Source organism: Colwellia polaris, from assembly GCF_002104515.1.
Lineage (GTDB): Bacteria > Pseudomonadota > Gammaproteobacteria > Enterobacterales > Alteromonadaceae > Cognaticolwellia > Cognaticolwellia polaris.
Genome location: NZ_NBOE01000002.1, coordinates 103,367 through 128,770 on the forward strand (window position 1 = coordinate 103,367; position 25,404 = coordinate 128,770).

27 protein-coding genes are annotated in these 25,404 nt (G+C 39.0%); 26 read left to right on the forward strand and 1 reads right to left on the reverse strand.

The features are described from left to right. The first annotated feature begins 101 nt into the window (after positions 1 to 101). The 24 genes from B6A32_RS04930 (at position 102) to B6A32_RS05045 (ending at position 23,920) form a co-directional block, all read left to right on the forward strand. The gene (locus B6A32_RS04930; RefSeq protein ID WP_085301638.1) at positions 102 to 2,414 is read left to right on the forward strand and encodes a flagellar hook-length control protein FliK; all 2,313 of its coding nucleotides are present in this window, start codon (positions 102 to 104) and stop codon (positions 2,412 to 2,414) included. A gap of 102 nt (positions 2,415 to 2,516) precedes the next feature. Further along, complete coding sequence (fliL, locus tag B6A32_RS04935) at positions 2,517 to 3,056, forward strand: flagellar basal body-associated protein FliL (protein ID WP_085301639.1); 540 nt, start codon at positions 2,517 to 2,519, stop codon at positions 3,054 to 3,056. A gap of 130 nt (positions 3,057 to 3,186) precedes the next feature. Next, on the forward strand, positions 3,187 to 4,248 hold the full coding sequence (fliM, locus tag B6A32_RS04940; protein WP_085301640.1) for a flagellar motor switch protein FliM: 1,062 nt from the start codon (positions 3,187 to 3,189) through the stop codon (positions 4,246 to 4,248). 133 nt (positions 4,249 to 4,381) lie between these two features. After that, positions 4,382 to 4,774 carry a flagellar motor switch protein FliN gene (fliN, locus tag B6A32_RS04945; RefSeq protein ID WP_085301641.1) on the forward strand — a complete coding sequence of 131 codons (393 nt, stop codon included), beginning with the start codon at positions 4,382 to 4,384 and terminating at the stop codon, positions 4,772 to 4,774. Between the two features lie 6 nt (positions 4,775 to 4,780). Beyond that, the gene (gene fliO / locus B6A32_RS04950; protein WP_085301642.1) at positions 4,781 to 5,368 is read left to right on the forward strand and encodes a flagellar biosynthetic protein FliO; all 588 of its coding nucleotides are present in this window, start codon (positions 4,781 to 4,783) and stop codon (positions 5,366 to 5,368) included. Next, entirely contained in the window at positions 5,352 to 6,149 is a 798-nt protein-coding gene (fliP, locus tag B6A32_RS04955; protein ID WP_085301643.1) for a flagellar type III secretion system pore protein FliP, read from the forward strand. Before fliO ends, fliP begins: the two co-directional genes overlap by 17 nt. Continuing rightward, the gene (gene fliQ, locus B6A32_RS04960; RefSeq protein WP_085301644.1) at positions 6,149 to 6,418 is read left to right on the forward strand and encodes a flagellar biosynthesis protein FliQ; all 270 of its coding nucleotides are present in this window, start codon (positions 6,149 to 6,151) and stop codon (positions 6,416 to 6,418) included. The genes fliP and fliQ overlap by 1 nt, the downstream gene beginning before the upstream one ends. A gap of 2 nt (positions 6,419 to 6,420) precedes the next feature. After that, complete coding sequence (gene fliR / locus B6A32_RS04965) at positions 6,421 to 7,206, forward strand: flagellar biosynthetic protein FliR (protein WP_085301645.1); 786 nt, start codon at positions 6,421 to 6,423, stop codon at positions 7,204 to 7,206. Next, entirely contained in the window at positions 7,206 to 8,336 is a 1,131-nt protein-coding gene (gene flhB / locus B6A32_RS04970) for a flagellar biosynthesis protein FlhB (RefSeq protein WP_085301646.1), read from the forward strand. Before fliR ends, flhB begins: the two co-directional genes overlap by 1 nt. Positions 8,337 to 8,578: 242 nt before the next feature. Continuing rightward, positions 8,579 to 10,681, forward strand: a complete 2,103-nt coding sequence (gene flhA, locus B6A32_RS04975) for a flagellar biosynthesis protein FlhA (protein ID WP_085301647.1) — start codon at positions 8,579 to 8,581, stop codon at positions 10,679 to 10,681. A 43-nt stretch (positions 10,682 to 10,724) separates the two neighbouring features. Further along, positions 10,725 to 12,281, forward strand: coding sequence for a flagellar biosynthesis protein FlhF (flhF, locus tag B6A32_RS04980; RefSeq protein WP_085301648.1), 1,557 nt, complete (start codon positions 10,725 to 10,727; stop codon positions 12,279 to 12,281). 76 nt (positions 12,282 to 12,357) lie between these two features. Further along, positions 12,358 to 13,200 (forward strand): MinD/ParA family protein, encoded by an 843-nt coding sequence (locus tag B6A32_RS04985; RefSeq protein WP_085301649.1) that lies wholly within the window; start codon positions 12,358 to 12,360, stop codon positions 13,198 to 13,200. Between the two features lie 18 nt (positions 13,201 to 13,218). After that, positions 13,219 to 13,935 (forward strand): RNA polymerase sigma factor FliA, encoded by a 717-nt coding sequence (locus tag B6A32_RS04990; protein WP_408607661.1) that lies wholly within the window; start codon positions 13,219 to 13,221, stop codon positions 13,933 to 13,935. Positions 13,936 to 13,997: 62 nt separating this feature from the next. After that, positions 13,998 to 14,381 carry a chemotaxis response regulator CheY gene (gene cheY / locus B6A32_RS04995; RefSeq protein ID WP_081148717.1) on the forward strand — a complete coding sequence of 128 codons (384 nt, stop codon included), beginning with the start codon at positions 13,998 to 14,000 and terminating at the stop codon, positions 14,379 to 14,381. Positions 14,382 to 14,411: 30 nt separating this feature from the next. Continuing rightward, positions 14,412 to 15,155: a protein phosphatase CheZ gene (locus B6A32_RS05000; RefSeq protein WP_085301651.1), complete on the forward strand. Its 744-nt coding sequence runs from the start codon at positions 14,412 to 14,414 to the stop codon at positions 15,153 to 15,155. Between the two features lie 13 nt (positions 15,156 to 15,168). After that, complete coding sequence (locus B6A32_RS05005) at positions 15,169 to 17,283, forward strand: chemotaxis protein CheA (protein ID WP_085301652.1); 2,115 nt, start codon at positions 15,169 to 15,171, stop codon at positions 17,281 to 17,283. A gap of 44 nt (positions 17,284 to 17,327) precedes the next feature. Beyond that, positions 17,328 to 18,458 carry a protein-glutamate methylesterase/protein-glutamine glutaminase gene (locus B6A32_RS05010; RefSeq protein WP_085301653.1) on the forward strand — a complete coding sequence of 377 codons (1,131 nt, stop codon included), beginning with the start codon at positions 17,328 to 17,330 and terminating at the stop codon, positions 18,456 to 18,458. Further along, positions 18,451 to 19,197: a flagellar motor protein gene (locus B6A32_RS05015; RefSeq protein WP_085301654.1), complete on the forward strand. Its 747-nt coding sequence runs from the start codon at positions 18,451 to 18,453 to the stop codon at positions 19,195 to 19,197. Before B6A32_RS05010 ends, B6A32_RS05015 begins: the two co-directional genes overlap by 8 nt. Beyond that, positions 19,194 to 20,183 carry a flagellar motor protein MotB gene (locus B6A32_RS05020; protein ID WP_085301655.1) on the forward strand — a complete coding sequence of 330 codons (990 nt, stop codon included), beginning with the start codon at positions 19,194 to 19,196 and terminating at the stop codon, positions 20,181 to 20,183. The genes B6A32_RS05015 and B6A32_RS05020 overlap by 4 nt, the downstream gene beginning before the upstream one ends. Before the next feature lie 12 nt (positions 20,184 to 20,195). Beyond that, positions 20,196 to 20,972, forward strand: a complete 777-nt coding sequence (locus B6A32_RS05025; RefSeq protein ID WP_085301656.1) for a ParA family protein — start codon at positions 20,196 to 20,198, stop codon at positions 20,970 to 20,972. Between the two features lie 4 nt (positions 20,973 to 20,976). Next, the gene (locus B6A32_RS05030; RefSeq protein ID WP_085301657.1) at positions 20,977 to 21,873 is read left to right on the forward strand and encodes a chemotaxis protein CheW; all 897 of its coding nucleotides are present in this window, start codon (positions 20,977 to 20,979) and stop codon (positions 21,871 to 21,873) included. A 76-nt stretch (positions 21,874 to 21,949) separates the two neighbouring features. Continuing rightward, positions 21,950 to 22,444, forward strand: coding sequence for a chemotaxis protein CheW (locus tag B6A32_RS05035; RefSeq protein ID WP_085301658.1), 495 nt, complete (start codon positions 21,950 to 21,952; stop codon positions 22,442 to 22,444). A gap of 57 nt (positions 22,445 to 22,501) precedes the next feature. Continuing rightward, the gene (locus B6A32_RS05040; protein WP_085301659.1) at positions 22,502 to 22,969 is read left to right on the forward strand and encodes a DUF2802 domain-containing protein; all 468 of its coding nucleotides are present in this window, start codon (positions 22,502 to 22,504) and stop codon (positions 22,967 to 22,969) included. Between the two features lie 150 nt (positions 22,970 to 23,119). Continuing rightward, positions 23,120 to 23,920: an MlaA family lipoprotein gene (locus B6A32_RS05045; protein ID WP_233131324.1), complete on the forward strand. Its 801-nt coding sequence runs from the start codon at positions 23,120 to 23,122 to the stop codon at positions 23,918 to 23,920. Positions 23,921 to 23,959: 39 nt separating this feature from the next. Here the strand turns inward: B6A32_RS05045 and B6A32_RS05050 are convergent, their stop codons facing one another. After that, positions 23,960 to 24,268 carry a DUF6170 family protein gene (locus B6A32_RS05050; RefSeq protein ID WP_085301660.1) on the reverse strand — a complete coding sequence of 103 codons (309 nt, stop codon included), beginning with the start codon at positions 24,266 to 24,268 and terminating at the stop codon, positions 23,960 to 23,962. Between the two features lie 229 nt (positions 24,269 to 24,497). On the opposite strand from B6A32_RS05050, the gene ribH reads away from it, so the two are divergent. Next, positions 24,498 to 24,962, forward strand: a complete 465-nt coding sequence (gene ribH, locus B6A32_RS05055; protein WP_085301661.1) for a 6,7-dimethyl-8-ribityllumazine synthase — start codon at positions 24,498 to 24,500, stop codon at positions 24,960 to 24,962. A 12-nt stretch (positions 24,963 to 24,974) separates the two neighbouring features. Then, positions 24,975 to 25,391 (forward strand): transcription antitermination factor NusB, encoded by a 417-nt coding sequence (gene nusB, locus B6A32_RS05060; protein ID WP_085301662.1) that lies wholly within the window; start codon positions 24,975 to 24,977, stop codon positions 25,389 to 25,391. The last annotated feature ends 13 nt before the right edge of the window (positions 25,392 to 25,404 follow it).

Below are 25,404 nucleotides of genomic sequence, written 5' to 3' on the forward strand. Positions count from 1 at the left end.
ACTATACTTGTTTAAGTTGGTTTGGAACGATTTTTGCTTGATTATTAACAGCAAGTTACTTTTTAAATTGCGCTTATGTTTTAATTTAGGAAAGGTTGATTATGTACCAAGTGAGTTTATTGTCTTCTGATGTTGGTAAATCCTCTGATTTATTAGGGGGTAAAGGAGATATCGCCAATAAAAGTCAAGCTAATGGCAATGCGTTTTCTGATGTTATGGATCAACATAACCCTAATAAAAGCACCACAGAAGCGAATGCTAAAAAAAGTACAGGTGGCAATCTTGAGCCGACAGCGGCAGAACAGCCACCACTTATTGAAAAAAATGGCACAGCGATTAAACGCATACGCCATGATCTTAAAGATGCTCATACTTTACCTGTGCCTTTACCTGTAGAAGATGAGTCATCAATAGTGGGCTCAACTAGTGTTGTCAAATCAACCACTTTACCCGTTTCATTTGTAATCGATAATGAAGCTATGTCAGCAAAATTAAAAGCTGAAAAAGCCATAAATGATGATGCACACACTTTACCCGTGCCTTTGCCGATTGATGATGAATCTTTAGTTACTCATTCATTAGCTGAAAATGCTTATATCACACCTGTAACGGCAGAAGAAAAGACTTTAATATCTGCAGAAGAATCAACTGTAGATCCTGTAATCAATAAAAAAGCTAACGAGCATACACTACCTGTGCCCGTTGCTCCCACTCATGATAAAAATAATAGTCTTATTGCTAATGAGGCAAGGTTAAATGGCGCTAGCTCAGCGGTGAGTTCGGATAAAGTAGCATTAGCAAGTTCATCCCAGCAAGAGGTGAAAGCTAGCTTAAATGGTGGACAGGCTGTAGCTCAGAGTGCAGGTCAGAACGTGTCAGTAGGTACTGAAAAAAGTGCTGAACATGACGAAACAGTTGATCTGTTAAAAATGTTAAGTGGGGCACAGAAATTATTAACAAAATCAGCACAAGCTACCAGCGTAGAAAACAGTGTAAATAGCGGTATAGAAAAAAGTATAGATAACACTGAGATTAAACCTAATACGCAACAAAATGTATCCGGTACAACGACTAAAACATCGGCTGAGTCATTACAAGATAAGCGTATAGAAGCTGGAAAAAATACAACCTTTACTAGCGCGATCGATACCAAAATCCCTGCAAGTAATAAGTTGAATGAGCAAGCGATTAATGCCAATTCAACCGCCACTACAGATAAGCTAACAACGCCATCTGTAACGGATGAAATGACCAACCTTATCGACAGCACTAAAAATGATAAAAACAAATTAGTTGATAATAAAGATATTACAAACGAAAAGTCAGTAGCAGCAAATCTTTCTGATAATGATATTAGTGCCAACAAAAATAATGTCACTAAAGCACTAGAGTTAGCTCAAAGCCAAGAAAACGCTATGCATGAATCTACTGAACATAAAAAGGCTTTAGCGGCAGAACAAGCCACTGAAAAGCTAACTAATATTAAAGGCGATGCAGTTGCTGTAGAACACACTAAAAAATCAACAGAAACCCAAACCTTTGTTAATAAAGTCAGTGCAGCTGAAACCAACGAGTCAAAATTACCCGTAGCAGAATTGAAAAAAGAAGCGAATGCGGGTGATATGGCTCAACGACCTCAGGTTAATCAAAGTACAGCAACAGTAATACCAACTTCACCAACAGATAAAAATGCTGACGGTTCACATAAAAATACCGTAATTGATGAAGCAACTAAACTAGCGAATACTTCAGACGAAGAACAAACAACGTTAAAGTCGACAGACGATAAAAAAGCCAATCAAACTGAAAAAGCAATATCAGCCTTTAATCCTGTAATTAACCATTCAGTTAATGCGCAAGCCGCTAGAACCTTAACAAGCGCTGCAGAATTAAATGCGCATCAAGAGCAAAGCTTTGAAAATACCCTTAACCAACTCAATACCAATACCGTACAAACACAGAAATCTATAACCGCTATTAACACTGAAACCATTGCCATTTATCGTAAAGATTTTGCAAATGCGGTTAAAGATAAAGTGATGGTAATGATTAATCAAAAAATTCAACAGGTTGAAATACAATTAGACCCGCCTGAAATGGGTAATATTCACGTTAAAGTGAACCTACAAAATGAGCAAGCGGCAGTACAATTTGTTGTACAAAACCAACAGGCCAAAGACGCGCTAGAGCAAAATATGAACAAGCTACGCGAGATGTTAGCCCAAAGCGGTGTTGATGTTGGCGATGCAAACATAGAACAAGGACAAGCCAGTGAGCAAAACGAACAGGGCTTTAATCAAACGACCAATAACGGTACAAGTGTAGCATCAGCTGAAGATAACTTCGGTGAAAATGACTCGGCAGTGCTTGATGTGGTTAAAGCTTCATCAACTGGTGTCGATTACTACGCTTAATTGATGAATAGAGCCACAATACTTGATAAAACTCTTTGGTTTAGCGGCTATTCAACGATATAGTTTAACAAGTACTTTAAAAAATCTTCAAAGGAAGGGCAAATGGCTGACGAAAAAGAACTTGAACTAGATAATTCAGGTAAAAAAAAGAAGCTGATTATTATTATCGCTATTGTCGTTATTTTAGCTGCTGGCGGCGGAGCTGCCGCATTTTTTATGTTAGGCGGCGAAGATGAAACTGCACAAGCAGGCGTTGATACTGAACTAAGTGCTGATGGTGAAGCAGCAGAATCTGGTGCAGTAGCTGAAGGCCCAGCACTTGGTTCAGCCTTGTATGTCCCTATGCCCCGACCATTTCGTTTTAATGTGCCAGGCAACGCAAGAGATCGTTTTGTTGAAATTCGAGTGCAATTGCTTGTACGAGGAGCAGAAAATGAAGAAGCAGCCAAAAAGCATATACCGCTTATTGAAAGTACCTTACTCGGTGTTTTCTCACAATCAAGCGCCGACGATTTAGCAACAAGTGCCGGAAAAACTTCTTTAAAACAATCAGCTTTGGTTGAAGTGCAAAGTATTATGAAAGAAATAGAAGACGCTGATGTTGTTGAAAAAGTATTATTTACTGGCTTCGTAATGCAATAAAAAATAATAGCCAGATTAGCTAAACGCACTTTATAAATGCATAAAGTGCTAAAAAACAACAACTAGTAATTTTTCCATAAAACACGAAGTAAACAGCGTAATTACATTAACAAGATAAAGAGACTGTCGAGTGAGTGATTTATTATCTCAAGAGGAAATTGATGCACTTTTACATGGTGTAGATGATGTTGAAGAAGAAGACATTGTAGAAGACTTTTCCTCAGCTGAGGGGACGATGGATTACGATTTTTCTTCCCAAGATCGTATTGTGCGTGGGCGCATGCCAACCTTAGAAATGGTTAATGAACGATTCGCTCGTCATATGCGCATTAGCCTATTTAATATGATGCGCCGATCTGCTGAAGTGTCGATAAACGGCATTCAAATGATTAAATTTGGCGAATACGTACATACCTTATTTGTGCCAACCAGTTTGAATATGGTGCGCTTTAGACCACTTAAAGGCACTGCACTCATTACCATGGAAGCTCGTCTGGTTTTTATTTTGGTAGACAATTTTTTTGGTGGCGATGGCCGTTATCACGCGAAAATTGAAGGTCGTGAATTTACACCAACAGAACGTCGCATTGTGCAAATGCTACTAAAAATTATTTTTGAAGATTATAAAGAAGCCTGGTCGCCCGTTATGGATGTGTCTTTTGAATATCTTGACTCAGAAGTAAACCCTTCAATGGCCAATATTGTAAGCCCAACTGAAGTGGTTGTTATTAGCTCTTTTCATATTGAACTTGATGGCGGCGGCGGCGATTTTCATGTGGCACTTCCTTATTCTATGCTAGAACCTATTCGAGAACTGCTTGATGCCGGTGTACAAAGTGATAAAGAAGATACCGACATGCGCTGGTCGAAGGCATTGCGCGATGAAATAATGGATGTGCCGGTTGAAATTTCAACAAAATTTATCGAAGTTAAGTTGTCATTGCAAAAAATTATGGACATGAAAGCCGGTGATATTATTCCAATTGAAATGCCAGATCATATAACGGTGCTAGTGGAGAGTTTACCCTCGTTTAGAGCTAAGTTAGGGCGTAGTCGTGATAATTTAGCATTAAAAATAGAATCAAAAATTAAACGTCCAGAGCAAGTTAAATCTGAACTCACCATTCTTACTAAAGGTGGCAAGCGCTTAGACAACGATTCTGAACTGCATTTATTAGAAGATGATTTATAACCCGTTTAAAAAGAAAATTTTAAAATAACTTGATTAAATGTGGTGTAAAAATCGCATAACAGCATAATAAGTAATAACAAACGAGTAGCGTGGATATTTTGACGGTACGCGATGAAAATTGAGGCAATGCAACATGAGTACAGATAACGAAGATGATTTGAGCCAATGGGATGAAGCAATGGATGAGCAAGCCGCATCTGAAGCTGCAGAAACTGTTGAGTTAGAAGACCTACAAGAAGATAGTGAAACTATTTCAGGTGAAGAGAAACATAAACTCGATGCTATTTTAGACATTCCTGTTACCATTTCAATGGAAGTAGGGCGAAGCCACATTAGTATTCGTAATTTATTACAGCTTAATCAAGGCTCAGTTGTAGAACTTGACCGCGTTGCAGGCGAAGCCTTAGATGTATTGGTTAATGGTACCTTAATCGCTCACGGCGAAGTGGTCGTGGTAAACGACAAATTTGGTATTCGTTTAACCGATGTTATCAGCCAAGTTGAACGAATTAAAAAGTTAAAATAGCCACTAATGAAACAAATTTTATCGGGCATACTTATTTGGTTAGCTTTTGTTGCACCTAGCTTTACTGCAGAAGTAGTGAGTGAAGAGTTAGCGAGTGAAGAGGTAGTGAGTAATCAAGTAGCGAGTCAGACTTCATCACTTGAAGTGCTATCAACCGCTGACGTACCTTTAGGAGAAAAAGCACCTAGTACAGCACAGAGAGTACCCCCGGTAATAGAGAAAACAGCTCCGGTTGAAGTGGGGAAACACGTAGCCGCCAATATGGATGCCATGAGCATGATATTGTCATTACTGATGGTACTTGTGGTTATTGTTATTAGTGCGATGATATTAAAACGCTTTCAAGGTGTGCGGCATAGCATTAATGGGCTGAAAATAGTGACTAGTTTACATTTAGGCGCTAAAGAAAAGTTAGTTGTGGTACAAGCGGGGGAAAAGCAGCTGTTACTCGGCGTTACCGCTCAACAAATTAGTTTACTAGAAACACTTGATGAACCCTTAATAAGTACAAAAGAAAATAGCGTTGATTTTGCTCAGTCGATAGCAAAACTACTTAAACAAAAAGCGATAAAAACTTATGATAAACAAGAATAAAAAGTCATTATTATCATTAAACAAAATCGTAACTTTACTGGTTACGATTTTGTCGTTTTTACTCATTAGCAATACTAGTTTTGCTGCTGACGATCTTTCGTTATCGGCATTAAAATTAACCACTAATCCTGATGGCTCGCAAGAATATTCAGTAACCTTACAAATATTAATTTTTATGACTGCGCTGAGCTTTATCCCTGCAGCAGTTATTATGATGACATCTTTCACACGTATTGTGGTGGTTATGGCTATTTTGCGACAAGCTTTTGGCTTGCAGCAAACACCGTCAAACCAAGTCATTATTGGTATTACGTTGTTTATGACATTGTTTATTATGACGCCAGTTTACAACGAAATTAATGAACGCGCGATTCAACCCTATCTACAAGAACAACTAACTTCTGTTGAGGCAATTAACAAAGCAAAAGTGCCTTTACGTGCTTTTATGTTAGAGCAAACCCGTATTAAAGATCTTGATACCTTGGCCCAAATGGCGGGTATTGAACAAGTCGACCAGCCTACAGACTTACCCATGACCGTTATTATTCCAGCCTTTGTAATTAGTGAGTTAAAAACGGCATTTCAAATTGGCTTTATGTTATTTATTCCATTTTTAATTATTGATTTAGTGGTAGCGAGTATTTTAATGGCCATGGGTATGATGATGTTATCGCCGATGATCGTATCTTTACCGTTTAAGTTAATGTTATTTGTCTTAATTGATGGTTGGAACTTAGTCATTGGTACATTAGCAACCAGTTATGGCATGGGAGCAACGTAATGGGTCCTGAGGTATTTGTTGATATTTTACGCGATGCGTTATTGTTAGTTATTATTTTAGTAAGTGCTGTTATTGTACCTAGTTTAATTATTGGCTTGGTAGTTGCGGTGTTTCAAGCGGCAACCTCTATCAACGAACAAACATTAAGTTTTCTACCACGCTTAATTGTAACGTTACTCGCGTTAATTATGGGCGGTCATTGGTTGGTACAAAAATTGATGGATTATTCTATAAGGTTAATTGGCAGTATTCCTAGTGTGGTGAGTTAACCATGGAGTTTACTGAGTCAGTTATTAACCAAAGTATGGCTGACTTTTTACTGCCGCTTGCGCGTATTTCAGCCATGGTTATGGCCATGATAGGGTTAGGCGCTAAAGCTATTCCAGGACGGGTTAAATTGTTTTTTTGTTTAGCCATTACTGTTGCAGTAATGCCTGCACTTCCTCCTGCTCGAGTTGACAATATGTTTTCACTCGCCACAGCCTTGCTTGTTGGCGAACAACTCATTATCGGCATAATGTTAGGTTTTGTCACCGTAATGGTGGTTAACACCTTTACTTTAGCCGGGCAAATTATTGCTATGCAAACCGGTTTAGGCTTTGCCTCTTTGGTCGACCCTGCCAGTGGTACCAGCGTGCCTGCAGTAGGGCAATTTTTCTTAATTCTATCTTCATTGTTATTTTGGGCGATGGATGGTCATTTAGCATATTTGCAATTTGTAGTTGCCAGCTTTGACACTATTCCTATTCCCGCACCTGAATTTTCCAGTATTAAGTTTAAAGAGATTGCTGAATGGGGAGGGTGGATGTTTGCTACGGCATTGTCACTGGCAATTGCACCTTTAACAGCCATGTTATTAATTAACTTCTCTTTCGGTATTATGACCCGAGCAGCGCCTCAATTGAATATATTTGCGATTGGTTTCCCTATTACCATGTGTGCAGGTTTATTAATTATGTGGCTAACCATGGGGAATTTTTATAGTCACTTTGTTATGCAGTGGCAACGAGCTTTAGATTTTAGTTGCTACCTCATTGATTGTGGAGCAGCGCCCTAATGGCTGAATCAGACAGCGGTGAAAAAACCGAAGAACCCACGGCGAAAAAACTTTCCGACGCAAAGAAGAAAGGTCAAATTGCCCGTTCAAAAGATTTAGGAACCATGTTTGTATTGGTTGGCTCTGCTTTAGCGATTATGTTACTGGGGAGTTCTTTGGTTACCGGTTTGTCTACGATGATGAAGCGACTATTTAGCTTAAACCGAAAAGAAACCATGGATGTACATGCGTTATATCAAGTAGCAAGCGACGGCGTAAGTTCAATAATAGTGCCCTTTCTTTGGATACATATTATTATCGTTATAGCCGCCTTAATCGGTAATATGATATTGGGCGGGATCAGTTTTTCTTGGCAAGCTATGGCGCCTAAAGCAAGCAAGTTATCACCAATGGCAGGCTTTAAAAGAATGTTTGGCGTGCAAGCTTATGTTGAGCTGATTAAATCTATTCTCAAATTTTTTGTGGTATTTATTTCAGCTTATTTACTATTAAGCGGTTTGTTTGATCAAATAGTAAATTTAAGTACAGAAAACATTCCTAATAACTTTTCTCATGCCGTTTCATTGCTGATGTGGATGTTTCTAGCTTTGGCACTCTCTATTGGCATTATTGTTGTTATTGATGCGCCATATCAAGTATGGAATCACAATCGCCAACTGAAAATGAGCAAGCAAGAAATTAAAGACGAAATGAAAAACTCTGAAGGTAGCCCTGAAACCAAAGGCCGCGTTAGACGCGCACAATATGAAATGTCGCAACGACGTATGATGCAAGATGTGCCGAGTTCTGACGTGGTTATCACTAACCCAACGCATTATTCTGTGGCACTTAAATACGATGCTGAAGTCGGTGGAGCACCTATATTGGTTGCTAAAGGGATTGATGAAATGGCCCTGCATATTCGTACCATAGCCAAAGAGCACAATATTGAGATTATTGCATCACCAGCCTTAGCAAGATCGCTCTATTACACTGCCGAGCCCAACGAAGAAATTCCGGAACAATTATTCGCAGCTGTTGCACAAATCCTCGCATTTATTTTCCAATTAGACGCACATAAAAAAGGTAAGGCAAGCCGACCAAAAGCCGTAGCCAAAAACCTCCCCATTCCCGATGATTTTAGATATTAAAAGCAAAAGAGAAGCTGTCAGTTTTAAGCTATCAGCTGTCAGTTAAAGGGCGTTAGTTTAAAGTTTGAAGCTGTCGGCTTTCAGTTTGAAGATAGTTCAAGAACAAAAACAGCTGACAACTTAAAACTGTCTCTCTGTCTTAACTGACAGCTTAAAACTGATAGCTTACAGCTCTTTTTCCCGTTAGTTGGTCTGATTATTGCTTTTGTACGGTTATGTCAAAAAATTATCCTTAAGAGCTCATGCAGTTAGCCGCTACTTTTAATAATATAAAGAAACAAAAACTTAACCTACTTTCAGGGCTAGGTACGCCATTTCTTGTCATGGCGGCACTGGGTATGGTTATTTTACCGATGCCGGCGATGTTGCTTGATATTTTATTCTCGTTCAACATCGCGCTGTCTTTGGTGGTGTTATTAATTACAGTTTATACCCTAAAGCCACTTGAGTTTGGCTCTTTCCCTGCGGTGCTCTTAATTGCCACTATTTTGCGTTTAGCACTTAATGTTGCAAGTACTCGAGTTGTTTTATTGGAAGGTCATGAAGGCCCAGATGCAGCCGGTAAAGTCATTGAAGCATTTGGCTCGGTTGTTATCGGTGGAAACTATGCCGTTGGTTTAGTGGTATTTGCCATTCTTATTATTATCAATTTTGTTGTGGTAACAAAAGGTGCGGGTCGTATTGCTGAAGTTACCGCACGATTCACACTCGATGCTATGCCTGGTAAACAAATGGCGATCGATGCAGACTTAAATGCTGGTTTTATTACCGCAGATCAAGCACGCGAACGTCGAGTTGAAGTCACCAGCGAAGCCGATTTTTATGGTTCAATGGATGGTGCTAGCAAATTTGTTAAAGGCGATGCCATCGCTGGTATTTTAATTTTATTTATCAATATTGTTGGTGGTTTAATCATCGGCATGGTTCAGCATGACTTATCGTTTGATAGTGCGGTTGAAATTTATACCTTACTTACGATTGGTGATGGTTTAGTTGCACAAATTCCTGGCTTACTATTATCTGTTGGTACAGCCATAGTCGTAACACGTCAAAACACTTCTCAAGACATGGGCGAACAAGTTAGTAGCCAGCTTGGGCAAGGGAAATCACTTTATATTGCCGCAGCTGTTATGTTCGTTATGGGCATAGTGCCGGGAATGCCGCATCTTGCCTTTTTAACTTTTGCGGTATTAATTGCGGGTATCGCATTCTTTAGTAATAAATATAAAATCGCTAAAGCCGCACAATTGCTTGAAGACACTCACGCAGAAGAAGCACAAACCATAAAACAAGAAGCTGAGGTTAAAGACCTTGGCTGGGATGATGTTAATCATGTTGACATTATTGGTCTTGAAATAGGTTACCGACTTATTCCATTAGTAGATAAAGCCCAAGGCGGAGAACTACTTAACCGTATTAAAGGGGTTAGGAAAAAACTTTCACAAGAGTTTGGCTTCTTGGTGCCAGCCGTACATATTCGTGACAACTTGGATTTAGACCCGAATAGCTACCGTATTTCATTAATGGGCGTTACCGTTGGCGAGGCGGAAATTCGCCACGACAATGAGTTAGCGATAAACCCAGGCCAAGTGTTTGGTAAGCTTGAGGGTATTGCAACAAAAGACCCAGCCTTTGGTCTAGATGCCGTATGGATCAAGCAAGATCAACGAGAACATGCACAATCATTAGGTTATACGGTTGTTGACTCAGCAACCGTGTTGGCAACTCATTTAAGCCAAATTTTAACCAACAACACTGCACAATTGTTAGGGCATGAAGAAGTACAGAACTTACTTGATATGCTTGAGAAGAGTTATCCGAAGCTAATCGAAGGGCTTATTCCAGACGTATTATCGTTAGGCACTATCGTAAAAGTATTGCAAAACTTAATGAACGAAGGCGTTGCGGTGCGTGATATGCGCAGCATAATTCAAACATTAGTTGAATACGGCCCTAAGAGCCAAGACCCTGAAGTGTTAACCGCCGCAGTGCGTATAACCTTGCGTAAATTTATTGTTCAAGAGCTTGTAGGCCCAACCGTTGAAGTACCTGTCATAACTTTGTCACCAGAGTTGGAACAAATGTTGCACCAGTCTATGCAAATGGCTGGAGACGATGGCGCAGGTATCGAACCAGGCTTAGCAGAACGATTACAAAAATCTTTGACCGACGGTGCACAACAGCAAGAAATGGCTGGCGACACACCTATTTTATTAACGTCAGGCATTTTACGCTCAGTACTTGCTAAGTTTGTTAAATATACCATCCCGGGGTTACGTGTTATTTCTTATCAAGAAATTCCGGATGACAAACAAATTAAAATTGTTAGTGCTATTGGCCAGTAAAAAAATATTTCAACGTAGTTGTACTGAATGATAAGGGTTGGCGATGAAAATTAGACGTTATGTAGCAAAAGATATGAGAACTGCACTCGCGCAAATTAAAGACGAGTTAGGTGTAGATGCAGTCATTATGTCAAATAAAAAGATTGCTGAAGGTGTCGAATTAATGGCTGCGGTAGATTATAACCAAAATATTAAACCTGCCGAGCCGAAACAAGAAAATAGCCCTGCAAGCCCAGAGCCTAACGCATTCAATAATAGCCAACCAGCGAGCCGGGTTGATATAGCTGAAGACACTGTCGCCATCAGCAGCGCCCCACAAGCTGCGGAGCAAACCTCAAATGTACCTGTTGATAGTTTAGCTGCGTTATTAAGCAGACAAGTTCAGCAAAATGGCTATGATAAAGCCCCTGCCACACGGGCGTTTAATAGCAATATAGAAAATTCAGCCGCTAACGTGACCACGCATTCAGCTGTAAAACCTAATACCGCAGAACAAGTTGCTGAACAAGATATTGAGCAACAGTTTAAAAACTTCACTTCTCGATTAGAGCAAAGTTCAGCTGTTGAACCTAGCAACGACTACCCTAGTCAACAACAAGCTAATATTAATCATTCAGCAAACTTAAATAATGGTTTTGAAAACAAACCTGCTCCTAGCGAACGTCAAATAAGTGGCAGTGAGTTTGAAAACATGCAAAAAGAAATGTCGTCTATTCGCCAGTTATTAGAGCATCAAATGTCTGGATTAATGTGGCAAGACATGGCACAAAAAGATCCAATGCGCGCGGTACTCGTTAATAAATTAATGGCGATGGGTTTAAATGAACAAGTAGCAGATCAAATTGCGGGTTATATTCCTGCTAATAGTGAAGAAAAAGACGCATGGCAACAAGCAAAACATATTATAGCGGAACAATTAAATACGACGAATAACGATATAATTCAGCGCGGTGGTGTAGTTTCTCTTGTCGGTCCTACCGGTGTTGGCAAAACAACAACCATTGCAAAGTTAGCGGCTCGTTTTGCACAAGCACATGGTGCTGATCAAGTGGTATTAATTTCAACTGACAGTTACCGCATTGCTGGATTTGAACAACTGGCCACCTACGGTCGCATTATTGGCTGCCAAGTAAAACTTGCTAATGATGGCGATGAACTAGACACCTTGTTACAACAGTTTTCGCAAAAGAAACTCATATTAATAGATACCGCAGGCATGGGGCAAAGAGATATGCGCCTAACCGAGCATTTGACTACCTTAATTTCTAATGCGCGTGTTAGAATTCGCAATTACTTAGTGTTAGCAGCCAATACACAACAACGTGTTATGCAAGAAAATGTTGAACGTTTTAAACGTATCCCTCTTGCCGGTTGCATCTATACTAAACTAGATGAAAGTCTTAGTGCAGGTGAAATTATCACTACCTCACTACAAAACGGATTAGCTATTGGCTATCTTACTGATGGACAAAGAGTTCCAGAAGATATTAAGGTTGCAAATGCTGAGAAATTAGTTACGCTTGCAGATAGAATGGCAAATAAGTCTCAAAGCTCAAATGCTGTTTCTTGGCGCACACCCGTAACAGCCGTTGCAGTGTAGTCGCCTTTAAATTGGCAGAGCAAGTATACTGATTGAATATTTACGTCAATTGGTATTATATAGAGAAATTACTTAGATGATAGATCAAGCGAGCGGCTTAAGAAAAATGCAAGATCCCCAACAAATTAAAGTCATAGCAGTTTCAGGTGGTAAAGGCGGCGTTGGCAAAACCAATGTCTCATTAAATACTGCTATTTCCTTAGCTAAACTAGGCAAGCGCGTACTGGTGCTAGATGCCGATTTAGGTCTAGCGAATGTTGACGTTATGCTAGGCCTACGGGTGCAACGAAACTTGTCTCACGTATTATCGGGCGAATGTGAACTGGACGATATTATTATCCAAGGTCCAGGTGGTATCAATATAATTCCTGCAACATCGGGCACACAATCTATGGTAGATTTAACGCCTGCTGAACATGCTGGGCTAATACGTGCCTTTAGCGATATGCAAACCAAATTTGATATTTTAATTGTTGATACAGCCGCTGGTATCTCCGATATGGTTTTGAGTTTTTGTCGAGCATCTCAAGACGTATTATTGGTTGTATGTGACGAACCTACTTCAATTACAGACTGTTATGCACTTATGAAGCTGTTAAGTCGCGATCACGGTTTATTCAAATTCAAAGTGGTGGCGAATATGGTGCGCAGTGCCAAAGAAGGCCAAAACTTATTTGCCAAGCTTTCAAAAGTTACCGATAGATTTTTAGATGTAACTTTAGAGCTTGTTGCCGTAGTACCCTTTGATGAAAATATTCGAAAATCAGTGAGAAAACAACAAGCAATTGTTGAAGCATATCCTGACTCCCCTGCATCTATTGGCTTTAAATCTCTTGCCAAAAATATTATCAGCTGGCCAGTACCCAAAGAGGCTTCAGGACATTTAGAGTTTTTTATCGAGCAATTGCTAGAACACTAACAACCAAAAAAGTGAGCTATAGTGGGAAAACTACATACTTATAGTGTTGATAAATCGGCTTTGTTAGAACAACACACGGTGCTTGTAAAGCGTATCGCTTATCATTTACTTGCCCGATTACCCGCTAGTGTAATTGTGGATGACCTTATCCAATCGGGCATGATAGGCCTACTTGAAGCATCAAACAATTTTGACAATACCAAAGGTGCCAGCTTTGAAACTTTCGCTGGCATTCGCATTCGTGGTGCTATGTTAGATGAGATTCGACGCGGTGACTGGGTGCCTCGTTCAGTGCATAAAAATAGCCGTATGATCAGCGAAGCAATAAAAAACTTAGAAGCTGAGCACGGTCGCGATGTGAGCGACTATGAAGTCGCTGAAAAGTTAGAACTTTCAATTAATGAATACCATCAAATTTTAAACGAAGTCAGTGCAGGTAAAATACTCGGTATTGATGATTTAGGTGTGAGTGAAGATGTTATTGAAGTTGCTCATAGTCAGCAGCCAGATGAACCCTATGCTAATATTGAACAGAGCTTTTTCAAAAAGTCATTAGCTGAATGTATTTCCTCTTTACCCGAACGAGAAGCTTTAGTACTGTCATTGTATTATGATGAAGAGCTTAACCTTAGAGAAATAGGGCAAGTTCTTGACGTGAGTGAATCTCGGGTTAGCCAAATACACAGTCAAGCGATGCATCGATTAAAAGCACGTATGCAATCTTGGCAAAGTTAAGTAGAATAGTTAACTATAATAATAGAAACGTAGAAATTTAAATGTTCTCACCGGAGGGTGCCTTGGATAAAAATATGAAAGTACTTGTTGTTGATGATTTTTCAACAATGAGACGAATAATCAAAAACTTGTTGCGTGACTTAGGCTTCACCAATATTTCAGAAGCAGACGACGGCAACACAGCACTGCCGATGCTTAAAGATGGTAACTTTGACTTTGTTGTTACAGACTGGAATATGCCTGGCATGCAAGGTATTGATTTACTTAAAGCCATTAGAGCAGACAGTAATTTATCTCACATACCGGTATTAATGGTAACAGCTGAAGCTAAGAAAGAACAAATTATCATGGCGGCGCAAGCCGGTGTTAACGGCTATATTGTAAAACCATTTACGGCAGCAACGTTAAATACCAAGCTTGACAAAATATTCGAACGTCTTGGTTAATTATCAATTTTTGTTAAGCAAGGCTGTTTTATGAGTACAAAAACTAATGTCCATATTTCTTTAGAGCAAGCAAAGTTATTGGTTGAATACATTGAGTCTGATCAACAAACTAAAGCGAATGAATTAATAGCAGAAATTCAAAGCCCAATTAATTCTGAACTATTCGAAGAAATAGGTAAGTTAACCCGCCAATTACATGACTCTTTGAATAACTTTCAAATTGATGAACGTTTAAATGACTTAGCGACAGCAGATATTCCTGATGCTAAAGAAAGATTAAATTTTGTTATTAGTCATACCGAAGAAGCTGCTAATAAAACTATGGACGCCGTTGAAGCAATATTTCCGGTGGTTGATGGTATTCAAAAGCAAATTAGTACGGTTAATCCGTTGTGGCAAAAATTAATGCACAATGATCTTGATGTCGTTGAATTTAAAGCTTTATGCCAAGATATTGATGTTTTATTGAAAACAACTGAAAAAGAAAGCAGTAAAATTCATCGCTTAATGACAGATGTTTTAATGGCACAAGACTTTCAAGATCTTACAGGCCAAGTTATTCGAAAAGTAATTGATTTGGTACGCGAGGTTGAAGAAAGCTTAATTTATATGTTAACCGCTTTTGGTATGTCCTCAGAAAAAAATAAATCTGACCAGCTTCCTAAAGTAGGTGAAAATTTAGTTGAAGGCCCAATTATTAACAGCGAAAATCGCCAAGATGTTGTTTCAGGTCAAGACGACGTTGATGATTTATTATCAAGTTTAGGTTTTTAACAGGAGTTATCAAATGTCATTTGAACAAGATGAGGAAATTCTACAGGATTTTTTAATTGAAGCTGGAGAAATACTTGAAACCTTGTCGGAGCAATTAGTTGAGCTTGAAAATGATCCAAATAATGCCGAGCTACTTAACGCTATTTTTAGGGGCTTTCATACGGTAAAAGGCGGCGCCGGATTTTTATCACTTACTGAGTTGGTAGAAACTTGCCATGGTGCTGAAAATGTTTTCGATACCTTAAGAAACCAACAGCGAGCGGTTACTTCAGCGTTAATGGATGTGATCTTACAAGCATTAGATACCATTAATGAACAATTTGCCCAAGTGCAAAATAAAGAAACGTTATCAAAACCGAATCCTGTTCTTATTACCGAATTACACCGATTATCTCAACCTGAAACTCAAGATGAACAAGCCCCACCTGTTGTTGAAGTTGCTAATGAAGCCCCAGCTGCACCAGCTGAACCAACGGCTTCAAATGACGAAATGTCAGAAGATGAATTTGAGCGTTTATTAGACGAGCTTCATGGTGGTGGTTCACCAACTCCAAGTGCCCCTGTAGCGCCTAAAGCCCCAGTATCAAATAGTAATGATATTTCGGATGACGAATTTGAATCTTTATTAGATGAGCTTCATGGCAGAGGTTCATTTTCTTCAGATGTTAGCGCCCCAAGTCCGGCGCCAAAAGCTACTTCACCCGACGAAATAAATGATGCCGAGTTTGAGTCTTTGCTAGACGAACTCCATGGTAAAGGACAAGGCCCCAAGCCTGCAGCAGCGGCCGCTGAAAGTCCGGTCGAAAAACCAATAACACCACCAGCGGCAAATGTACCTGCCCCGAAAAGTCCTGAAGCTAAAGCTGAAGTAAAGCCTGTCGTTCAATCAGCATCGGAGGCAGGTGACAAAAAATCGGCACCAGCAAAACCAGCTCAAGCTGAAACAACCGTTAGGGTAGACACTAAGCGATTAGACCAAATTATGAATATGGTTGGTGAGTTAGTGCTAGTGCGCAACCGCTTAACTAGCCTGGGTTTGATCAAAGAAGACGAAGATTTAACTAAAGCAGTATCTAATTTAGATGCTGTAACAACTGATTTGCAAGGCGCGGTAATGAAAACGCGTATGCAGCCTATTAAAAAGGTTTTTGGCCGTTTTCCTCGGGTAGTACGTGATTTAGCACGTAGTTTAAATAAAGAAATTAAACTTATACTTGAAGGTGAAGAAACCGATTTAGATAAAAATTTGGTTGAAGCTCTTGCCGATCCATTAGTGCATCTTGTACGTAACTCGGTTGATCATGGTATTGAATCGCCAGATAAACGCGTTGCGGCAGGTAAGTCACGAGAAGGTGTTGTTGTATTATCGGCCTCACAAGAAGGTGATCATATTCTCCTCACTATTCGAGATGATGGTGCAGGCATGAACGCAAATAAACTAAAAGAAATTGCCATTGAACGAGGCGTTTTAGATGTCGATGCAGCCGCACGAATGTCTGATAAAGAAGCTTTTAGTTTAATTTTTGCTCCAGGGTTTTCAACTAAAACTGAAATTTCAGAAGTTTCTGGCCGTGGCGTTGGTATGGATGTGGTAAAAACCAAAATTACCCAACTTAATGGCACCGTTAATATCGACTCAGAAATGGGTGTTGGCACCATACTAGAAATTAAAGTGCCATTAACATTAGCAATATTACCGACATTAATGGTTGTCATTGGCAAGCAAACTTTTGCGCTACCTTTAGCTGCTGTGAATGAAATATTCCACCTTGATTTAACCAAAACCAATGTCGTTGATGGGCAGCTAACCATAATAGTACGTGAGAAAGCGATTCCACTATTCTATCTTGATCAATGGTTAGTGCGAGATTACGTTGAAAAGCCTCGAGATCGTGGTCATGTGGTAATTGTACAATTAGGTAATCAGCAAATTGGTTTTGTTGTTGACAGTTTAATCGGCCAAGAAGAAGTTGTTATTAAACCTTTAGACAGATTATTACATGGTACACCGGGTATGGCAGGCGCAACCATTACCAGCGATGGTGGTATAGCGTTAATTATTGATGTACCTAACATGCTTAAATATTATTCTAAAAAATCGATACTGAATAAGAAGTTACGTTCATAATACGTTTTAATATTAAGTTAACAGCGACAGGAAGTAGATTGTAAATGTCTTTTAAAGTATTGGTGGTTGATGACTCCAGTTTTTTTCGACGCCGAGTAACGGACATTCTCAATAATGATCCTGAGCTTGAGGTTATCGATGTTGCTATAAATGGTTTAGAAGCAGTTAAAAAAGCAATTGCGCTAAAACCTGACGTAATAACCATGGATATAGAAATGCCGTTACTAAACGGCATTGACGCTGTTAAACAAATAATGGCGCAAGCTCCTACCGCTATAATTATGTTCTCTTCGTTAACGCATTCAGGTGCTAAAGCGACACTTGAAGCTTTAGATGCCGGTGCGTTGGACTTTCTACCGAAAAAATTCAATGAAATAGCCAAAACCACAGAGGATGCAGGAAGTTTATTACGACAACGTGTCAAACAACTGGCAAGAAAGAAAGGTGCAGCATTACCCAGAATTTCTACTTTTCGATCTCGAGCTGCGGTTGATGCTAAAGCTAATTCAGATAATACAACTTCAGCTAGAACATCAAAAGCGACTGCTGATATCGGCAAATATCCTAATGAAAGCGTCAATAAAAAAACAGATAAAAGTTATAAGCTTTTAGCTATAGGAACCTCCACCGGTGGGCCTGTGGCTTTACAGCAGCTACTCGTTCAATTACCAAAAGATTTTCCCTTACCTATTATTTTAATCCAACATATGCCAGCTACATTCACCTCAGCTTTTGCTAGTCGATTAAATACACTCTGTAAAATATCGATTAAAGAAGCAAGCTCTGGCGATATTTTAAAACCTGGACATGCTTATTTAGCGCCTGGCGGTAAGCAAATGATCATTGATGGTACAGAAAATGCAGCAAAATTAAGAATACTGGAAGATAATTCTGAGCGGATTGCTTTCAAACCTAGTGTTGATATTAGTTTTGCTTCAGCTGCTAAAGTTTTTGGCGGTAATGTTTTAGGGGTAATACTCACCGGAATGGGTGCCGATGGTCGTGATGGTTCGCGGTTGTTAAAAAATAAAGGTGCTACTATCTGGTCACAAGATGAAGAGTCTTGTGTGGTATATGGTATGCCGCAAGCAGTTACCGTGGCAGGAATATCAGAACGTTCACTGGCGATTGACAGCTTTCCATCTGCAATTCTTAAGGAAATACAGCATGGATAAACTAAGTATATCAGGCTTGTTAATTGCCATTTTGGCGATATATTTGGGCTTTATAATTGATGGCGGTTCAATTTCTTCATTATTAGAATTACCCGCATTTATTATTGTTTTTGGTGGCACGCTAGGCGCAGTTATGCTGCAGTCATCACAGGTTCAATTCTTACACGCTATTACATTACTAAAATGGTTGTTTGTACCACCTAAATATGATGTTGAGCAAGGTATAGAATCAATTGTTGAATGGGCTGAAAAAGCACGAGAATCTGGTTTTTTATCTTTAGAGTATATTGCCGAAGAAGAGAACGATTTTTTTGTGAATAAAGGCTTAAATTTACTGGTTGACGGTGCCGAAGTTGAAAACCTAAGGGTTTCACTTGAGTTAGATTTAGATTTATACCGAGAACACAATTTACGCTCTGCACACGTTTTTGAATCTATGGGAGGTTATAGCCCAACAATAGGTATTTTAGGTGCGGTACTTGGCTTAATTCATGCCATGTCGAATTTAGCTGATCCTGAGTTACTAGGGCAAGGTATTGCCACAGCATTTGTTGCCACCATTTATGGTGTTGGATTTGCAAACTTAATATATTTACCGATTGCGAATAAAATTAAAGCGATTGTTCATCAACAAACCATGTATCGTGAAATGATGACAGAAGGAATAATCGCTATAGCTTTAGCAGAAAACCCACATGCCATTGAAAATAAGTTGTCGGCATTTCGGTTAGAACAATGAACCGTTTAAGAGCTCGTCGACATTTAGTTGAGCATGAAAATGTTGAGCGCTGGTTAGTCTCCTACGCAGATTATATGACATTATTGTTTGCGCTTTTTGTTGTGCTATATGCCATGGCAATGGTCAACGAAGAACCTTTTGAAACCGCCACAGAATCAATAGGTAAAGTATTTCAAGCTAATGAAGAGCAACCCAAAAATCGCGGCCATGGAGATGACATATTACCGGTAAATAGCGCTAAAACTAAAAAGCGTTTATACGGTAATGGCATTTTAACGGACGCTGGCCCTGAACTTGTAACAGGTGAAGTTACTTTATCAAATGTCTCAGATGCACAAGTAGGTACTACCTTAACGTCTTTAGAAAAAGACCTACATGAAGCATTATACGAATTAGTTGAGTCTGGTTATGCGCAATTGCAAATAGATGGCGATTGGTTAGAAATAGAATTAAATAGTGGCTTACTTTTTCCTAGTGGTTCTTCATCACCCACCAATGCCGCTAAAGATATATTGTTGGTTATTTATCAAGTTATTGCTGATGCTAGTAATTACATAAGAGTACGCGGATATACCGATAATCAAGCTATTGAAACAGAAATTTTCTCCTCTAATTGGGAATTATCGGTATTTAGAGCAACCGCAATTTTAAGAGAATTAGAAAAGCTATCTTTAAATCCTGCTCAAATGGCTATTGAAGGTTATGGACAATATTACCCAAGTGCAGATAATGCCACAGCCACTGGACGGGCAAAAAATCGCCGCGTTGTCATTGCCATTTCTAAATACGGCCTCGAAAAAGCTAATTTATTGGCAACACCTACTATTTCCGTTAAAGATGTTGAAGCCATTAAAAATATTGCTACTGAGCAAGATGATGAAATTCGCATTATTAGGCTTGAAAATGGTGGCATTCGCATAACAACAAGAGCGGAAGCTAATAACACCGAAGCCACTAATCCAACGGAAGAAAAAGAAAATGAATAATAGGAATTACGCTTGGTAGTTTGGACGGTTGCAAATCAAAAAGGTGGAGTAGGCAAAACTACCACCACGATAGCCTTGGCTGGATTATTAGCAGAACAAGGGCACCGTGTGTTGCTTGTTGACACCGACCCGCATGCCTCATTAAGTTATTATTTTGGTATTGAGTCTGAAGACTTAGAGTTAAGTGTTTATGATTTGTTTATGCAAGCTGCAAATAAAGAGCAAATTATGCAGAGCATGTGTCCCTCAAGTTACGAAAATATTGATATATTGCCGGCAACTATGGGGCTAGCGACTCTTGACCGTTCACTGGGTAACAAAGGCGGTATGGGGTTAGTATTAAAGAAAGCATTACAGGCAATTAAGAATGAATATGATTATGTCTTGATTGATTGCCCGCCTGTTTTAGGGGTGTTAATGGTAAATGCACTTGCCGCCAGTGATAGAATTATTGTGCCAGTACAAACTGAATTTTTGGCACTTAAAGGTTTAGACCGGATGATGAAAACATTAGATATCATGCAAGGGCAGCAACCCTCAGCGTTTAAATATACCATAGTACCAACCATGTTTGATAAACGCACAAAAGCATCTATATTAACTTATCAAAAACTCTTAAGAGCATACGGCGAAGCTGTTTGGACAGCTGTAATACCTATTGATACCAATTTTCGAAATGCCAGTAATGCGCAAAAAGTACCTTCAGACTTCGCGCCTAAGTCTCGTGGTATTCTCGCGTATCGAGATTTATTAACCTATCTAGTTAACTTAACTACACAGAGTAAGTAAGCACATGTCAAAATCTTTAGCAGCAAGTAAAAAATTAATGCAAAGCTATTTGTCAGAATTGCTTAATGAAGACGTAGAGCCAAAACTTGCGCCTCAAGCTAAAGAAAGCTCAGTATTGCCAGTAAAAGAAAAACAAGCACAACCATTAGAAAGTTTGCTCAATAATGCTAGTTTGTTGCAAATTGCCCAAGAGGCTGAAGAAACAGTACAAATTAAACCTTTATCATCAGCAAAAGCTAGCAATAAAGACTTACTTGAAAAATCAAAGGCTGAAGAACCACAAGTTAAAATAGAGCACGCTAACACAATACACAACGACACTATTTCACCTAGTATAAAATCGAAAGTGGCGATTAAAGAGCCCAACGTCGATGTTAATGTCAAAAATGCTGATGAAATTAAAACCCGTAAAAGCTTAGGTGGGTTCACAGAAAGCAAACCGCTAAGTTATCGCCAAGGCGATTTTCAAGCCATGTTCTTCGAAGTTGCTGGTTTAATCGTTGCAGTGCCACTTGTTGAGCTGGGTGGTATACATAGTAATAATAAAGCCACGCCACTGATGGGCAAGCCTGATTGGTTTAAAGGCGTTATGCTACACCGAGACGAAAAAATTAATGTCGTTGATACCGCGCTTTGGGTAATGCCTGAGAAATGTGACCAAGCATTGCTATCGGCACTTAATTATCAATACATTATTATGCTGAACAATTCTGAATGGGGTTTATCGGCTGAAAAATTGATAGATACCGTAACGTTAAAGCAAGAAGACGTTAAATGGTTAGATACGCCAAACAAGCGTCCATGGCTTGCTGGACTGGTAAAAAACCGTATGTGTGCACTGTTAGATGTTGATTCCTTAATTAAGTTATTGGAAAAAGGTGCAAATATAAAGCAAGATTAATTGATGAATTTAATCTTGCCAGTATACTTAGAGCATAAGAACTTTAGTTAAATAGAAATTTAAAGAGGTCAGCAGTATGTCTGATGAAAGACGCAATGCAAGTGAACGTGTAGATATTAATGATGAAGTTCTCCAATGGGTAACGTTCAAACTTGATAGCGAAACCTATGGTATAAACGTAATGCAAGTCCAAGAAGTGTTACGTTATACAGAAATAGCCCCTGTTCCTGGCGCTCCTGTATACGTTATGGGTATTATTAATCTTCGTGGCAATGTTGTTACCGTTATCGATACTCGCGCAAGATTTGGGCTTGAATCTGCAGGTATTACAGATAACACACGTATTGTGATCATTGAAGCTGACAGCCAAGTTATTGGTATTTTAGTTGATAGCGTTGCAGAAGTTGTTTATTTACGCGCTTCAGAAATAGACGTGGCACCCAATGTAGGTAACGATGAAAGTGCTAAGTTTATTCAAGGTGTATCTAATCGAGAAGGTGAACTGCTTATTTTAGTTGATTTAAATAAACTACTTTCAGATGACGAATGGGATGAATTAAAACAATTCTAACCATAACCAATCAGCCTGCCTTAGCGGGCTTTTATTTCTAGCGAAGCCAATAGTACTATGGAAAATATTCCTGCAAACTTAATCAGTTTAATCGCATTTGCCATTGTTATGCTTGTTGCCATGCTTTTATTGGCACTTAAAAATCGTTTTGCTCAACAAATCTCAGCATTAAAACTTCAAATACAAAGCCAAGATCTACAATTAATAGAATTGCAAAATTTGCTCGCTAGTAGTGAATTACAATTAAAAGCCATTCAACAACAATGTAATGACTCGCAATTAGAAAATGAACAAGTCAGTAAGCAGCTAGAACATCGTATCAAAGTAGCTCAAGAGCAGTTTACTAATCAATTTGAAACTATAAATCAGCTTTTACATCAACAACCTGAAGACAAGCTTTACTCACGTGCACAAAAATTAGTTGAACTCGGTGCCGATATAACCGAAATTATGCGTGAATGTGATATACCACGAGCAGAAGCAGAAATGCTCCTCGCAGTACATCGAAAAAATGTGGCTGAATAATTAAAAGCATTACGATGTTTTGCTAAATTTGAACGCCAATTACATTTTTAAATTAAACTCCTCAAGCTCACATGATAAACTAATCGATATAACTTAAATTTATGCTTAACCGTGGCGTATGGCTATTGGTTAAATAACAAGGAACCTGTCGTGAACAGTTCAAAAAAGATTACAATAATAAAGCCGATAAAATTAAATTTGAAAATGTTGTTTGTAATCATATTTTCTATATTTGTCAGCGCATGTTCATCAACACCTTCTAACGAAAAATCTGTATCAGATCCCAAAGATCCACTCGAAGCAATAAATCGACCTTTTTGGACATTTACCTGGGACTATGCTGATAAATATGTCTTTAAACCTGCTTCAGAAGGTTATGTAGAATACGTACCAACAGACTTACGCGCAGGCGTATATAACATGGCATTAAACTTAAATGAGCCATCAACAATCATTAACCACTTGTTACAAGCAAAGTTTACTGAAGCCGCTAAATCTACCGGACGTTTTGTTTTAAACTCTACTATCGGTCTTTTAGGTTTTTTCGACCCAGCAAGTGATTTTGGTTGGAACCGCAAAGAAGAAGAGTTTGGCGAAGTACTTGGCAGCTACGGCGTTGGCGATGGGCCATTTTTAATGGTGCCTGCTTTAGGTCCTTCTTCAGTACGTGAAGAAGTCGGCGACTTTGTTGATAGTTATTATTGGCCACTTGCCATTATAGACTTTTGGCCTAACTTAGTGCGTGCAGGTATTATCGGTTTAGAAACCAGAGCATCGCTTGCTGATCAGGAAAGTATCATTAAAGATTCTATCGACCCGTACGAATTTGTTAAAAATGCTTACTTTCAAAATATGCAATTCAAAGTTTATGATGGCAACCCACCGATTGAAGTTGACCAAGCAGAAGAAGAAAACATTGACGCCTATCTAGAAGAGCTAGAAGGCATGTAAAGTTAACTTCCTACAGTAAAGTTAGAAATAAGAAGCGAACTATTGTTCGCTTTTTTGATATTGAGCGATGGCTTTATCAAGGTATTTAACAGAGAAGTGAAGCATGATAGGTCTTAGCAGTATGAAGTACGCCGTTAATACAATCACTACCGATGCTGCTAGCGCTAATCCTTGCAAATTAGCAATAAATAGAAAGGGCGGGATCAGCAAGGCGAGTTTAATGATGTTTAATACGAACTTTTCAGGTGCAGAAAGCTTAGCCTGCGCTAAAGTTAAAATGGCTTGTCGTTGATGTAAACTAAACGCTTGTAGTGCCGGTATTTTGTTAGAAGAAAAATAAATAGTCATAAAGTTTCAATTCAGTATTCGCATAAAGCAAATATATCACTTTGATACAAAAATGACACTTAATGTGCCACGAGCAAATAAAATAGTTAACCTCATATTAAAGTGATACTCCCAAGCGTAAAACAAAGCCGTTCATTATTTAATTTTAGATAAATTTGTTAAAACGAGTTCCTCAGTGGCGTGCAATTTGCTAGAATTGCCGAAAATTTTATCAGTAGGTGATTTTTAAATGAATATCATAGAAGCTAACTTTGATGCAACCGGTAAGAAATTCGCAATTGTAGTATCTCGCTTTAACAGTTTTGTTGTTGAGAGTTTACTTGAAGGTGCAGTAGATGCACTTAAACGTCACGGAAATGTTGCAGAAAGCGATATTACCGTTATTCGTGTTCCAGGTGCATATGAGTTACCTGTAGCCGCTAAAAAAATCGCTGCTAAAGGCGGTTACGATGGCATAATTGCTATTGGCGCTGTTATTCGTGGTGGCACACCGCATTTTGATTTTGTTGCAGGCGAATGTAATAAAGGTTTAGCACAAGTTGCAATGGAGTACACATTACCCGTGGCATTTGGTGTTATTACTACAGACACTATTGAGCAAGCTATTGACCGTGCAGGCCTTAAAGTAGGTAATAAAGGCGCTGAAGCAGCGTTAAGTGCATTAGAAATGGTTAATGTGCTCGATAAGTTATAACAGGAAACTATTGTGAAACCATCACCTAGAAGAAAAGCCAGAGAATTGGCAGTACAAGCGGTTTATTCTTGGCAGCTAAGCCAAAATAATGTTGCTGAAATCGAGTTAAACTTTTTAACTGATAACAGCGCTCGTCGTTTCGACATCCCATACTTTCAACAATTATTTAATGGTGTAACAACCAACGTTGGTAGTATTGATGACAAAATAGCCCCACATGTTGATCGTCCATTAGATGATGTTGACCATGTTGAAAAAGCTGTTCTTCGTGTTGCGGTTTATGAGCTAACAAACTGTTTAGATGTACCTTATCGTGTCATTATCAATGAAGCGATTGAACTAGCTAAATCGTTTGCGGCTGACGATAGTCATAAATTTGTAAACGGCGTGTTAGATAAAGTCGTTAAGCTTGTTCGCCCGAACGAATAGTATAAAACTGGTT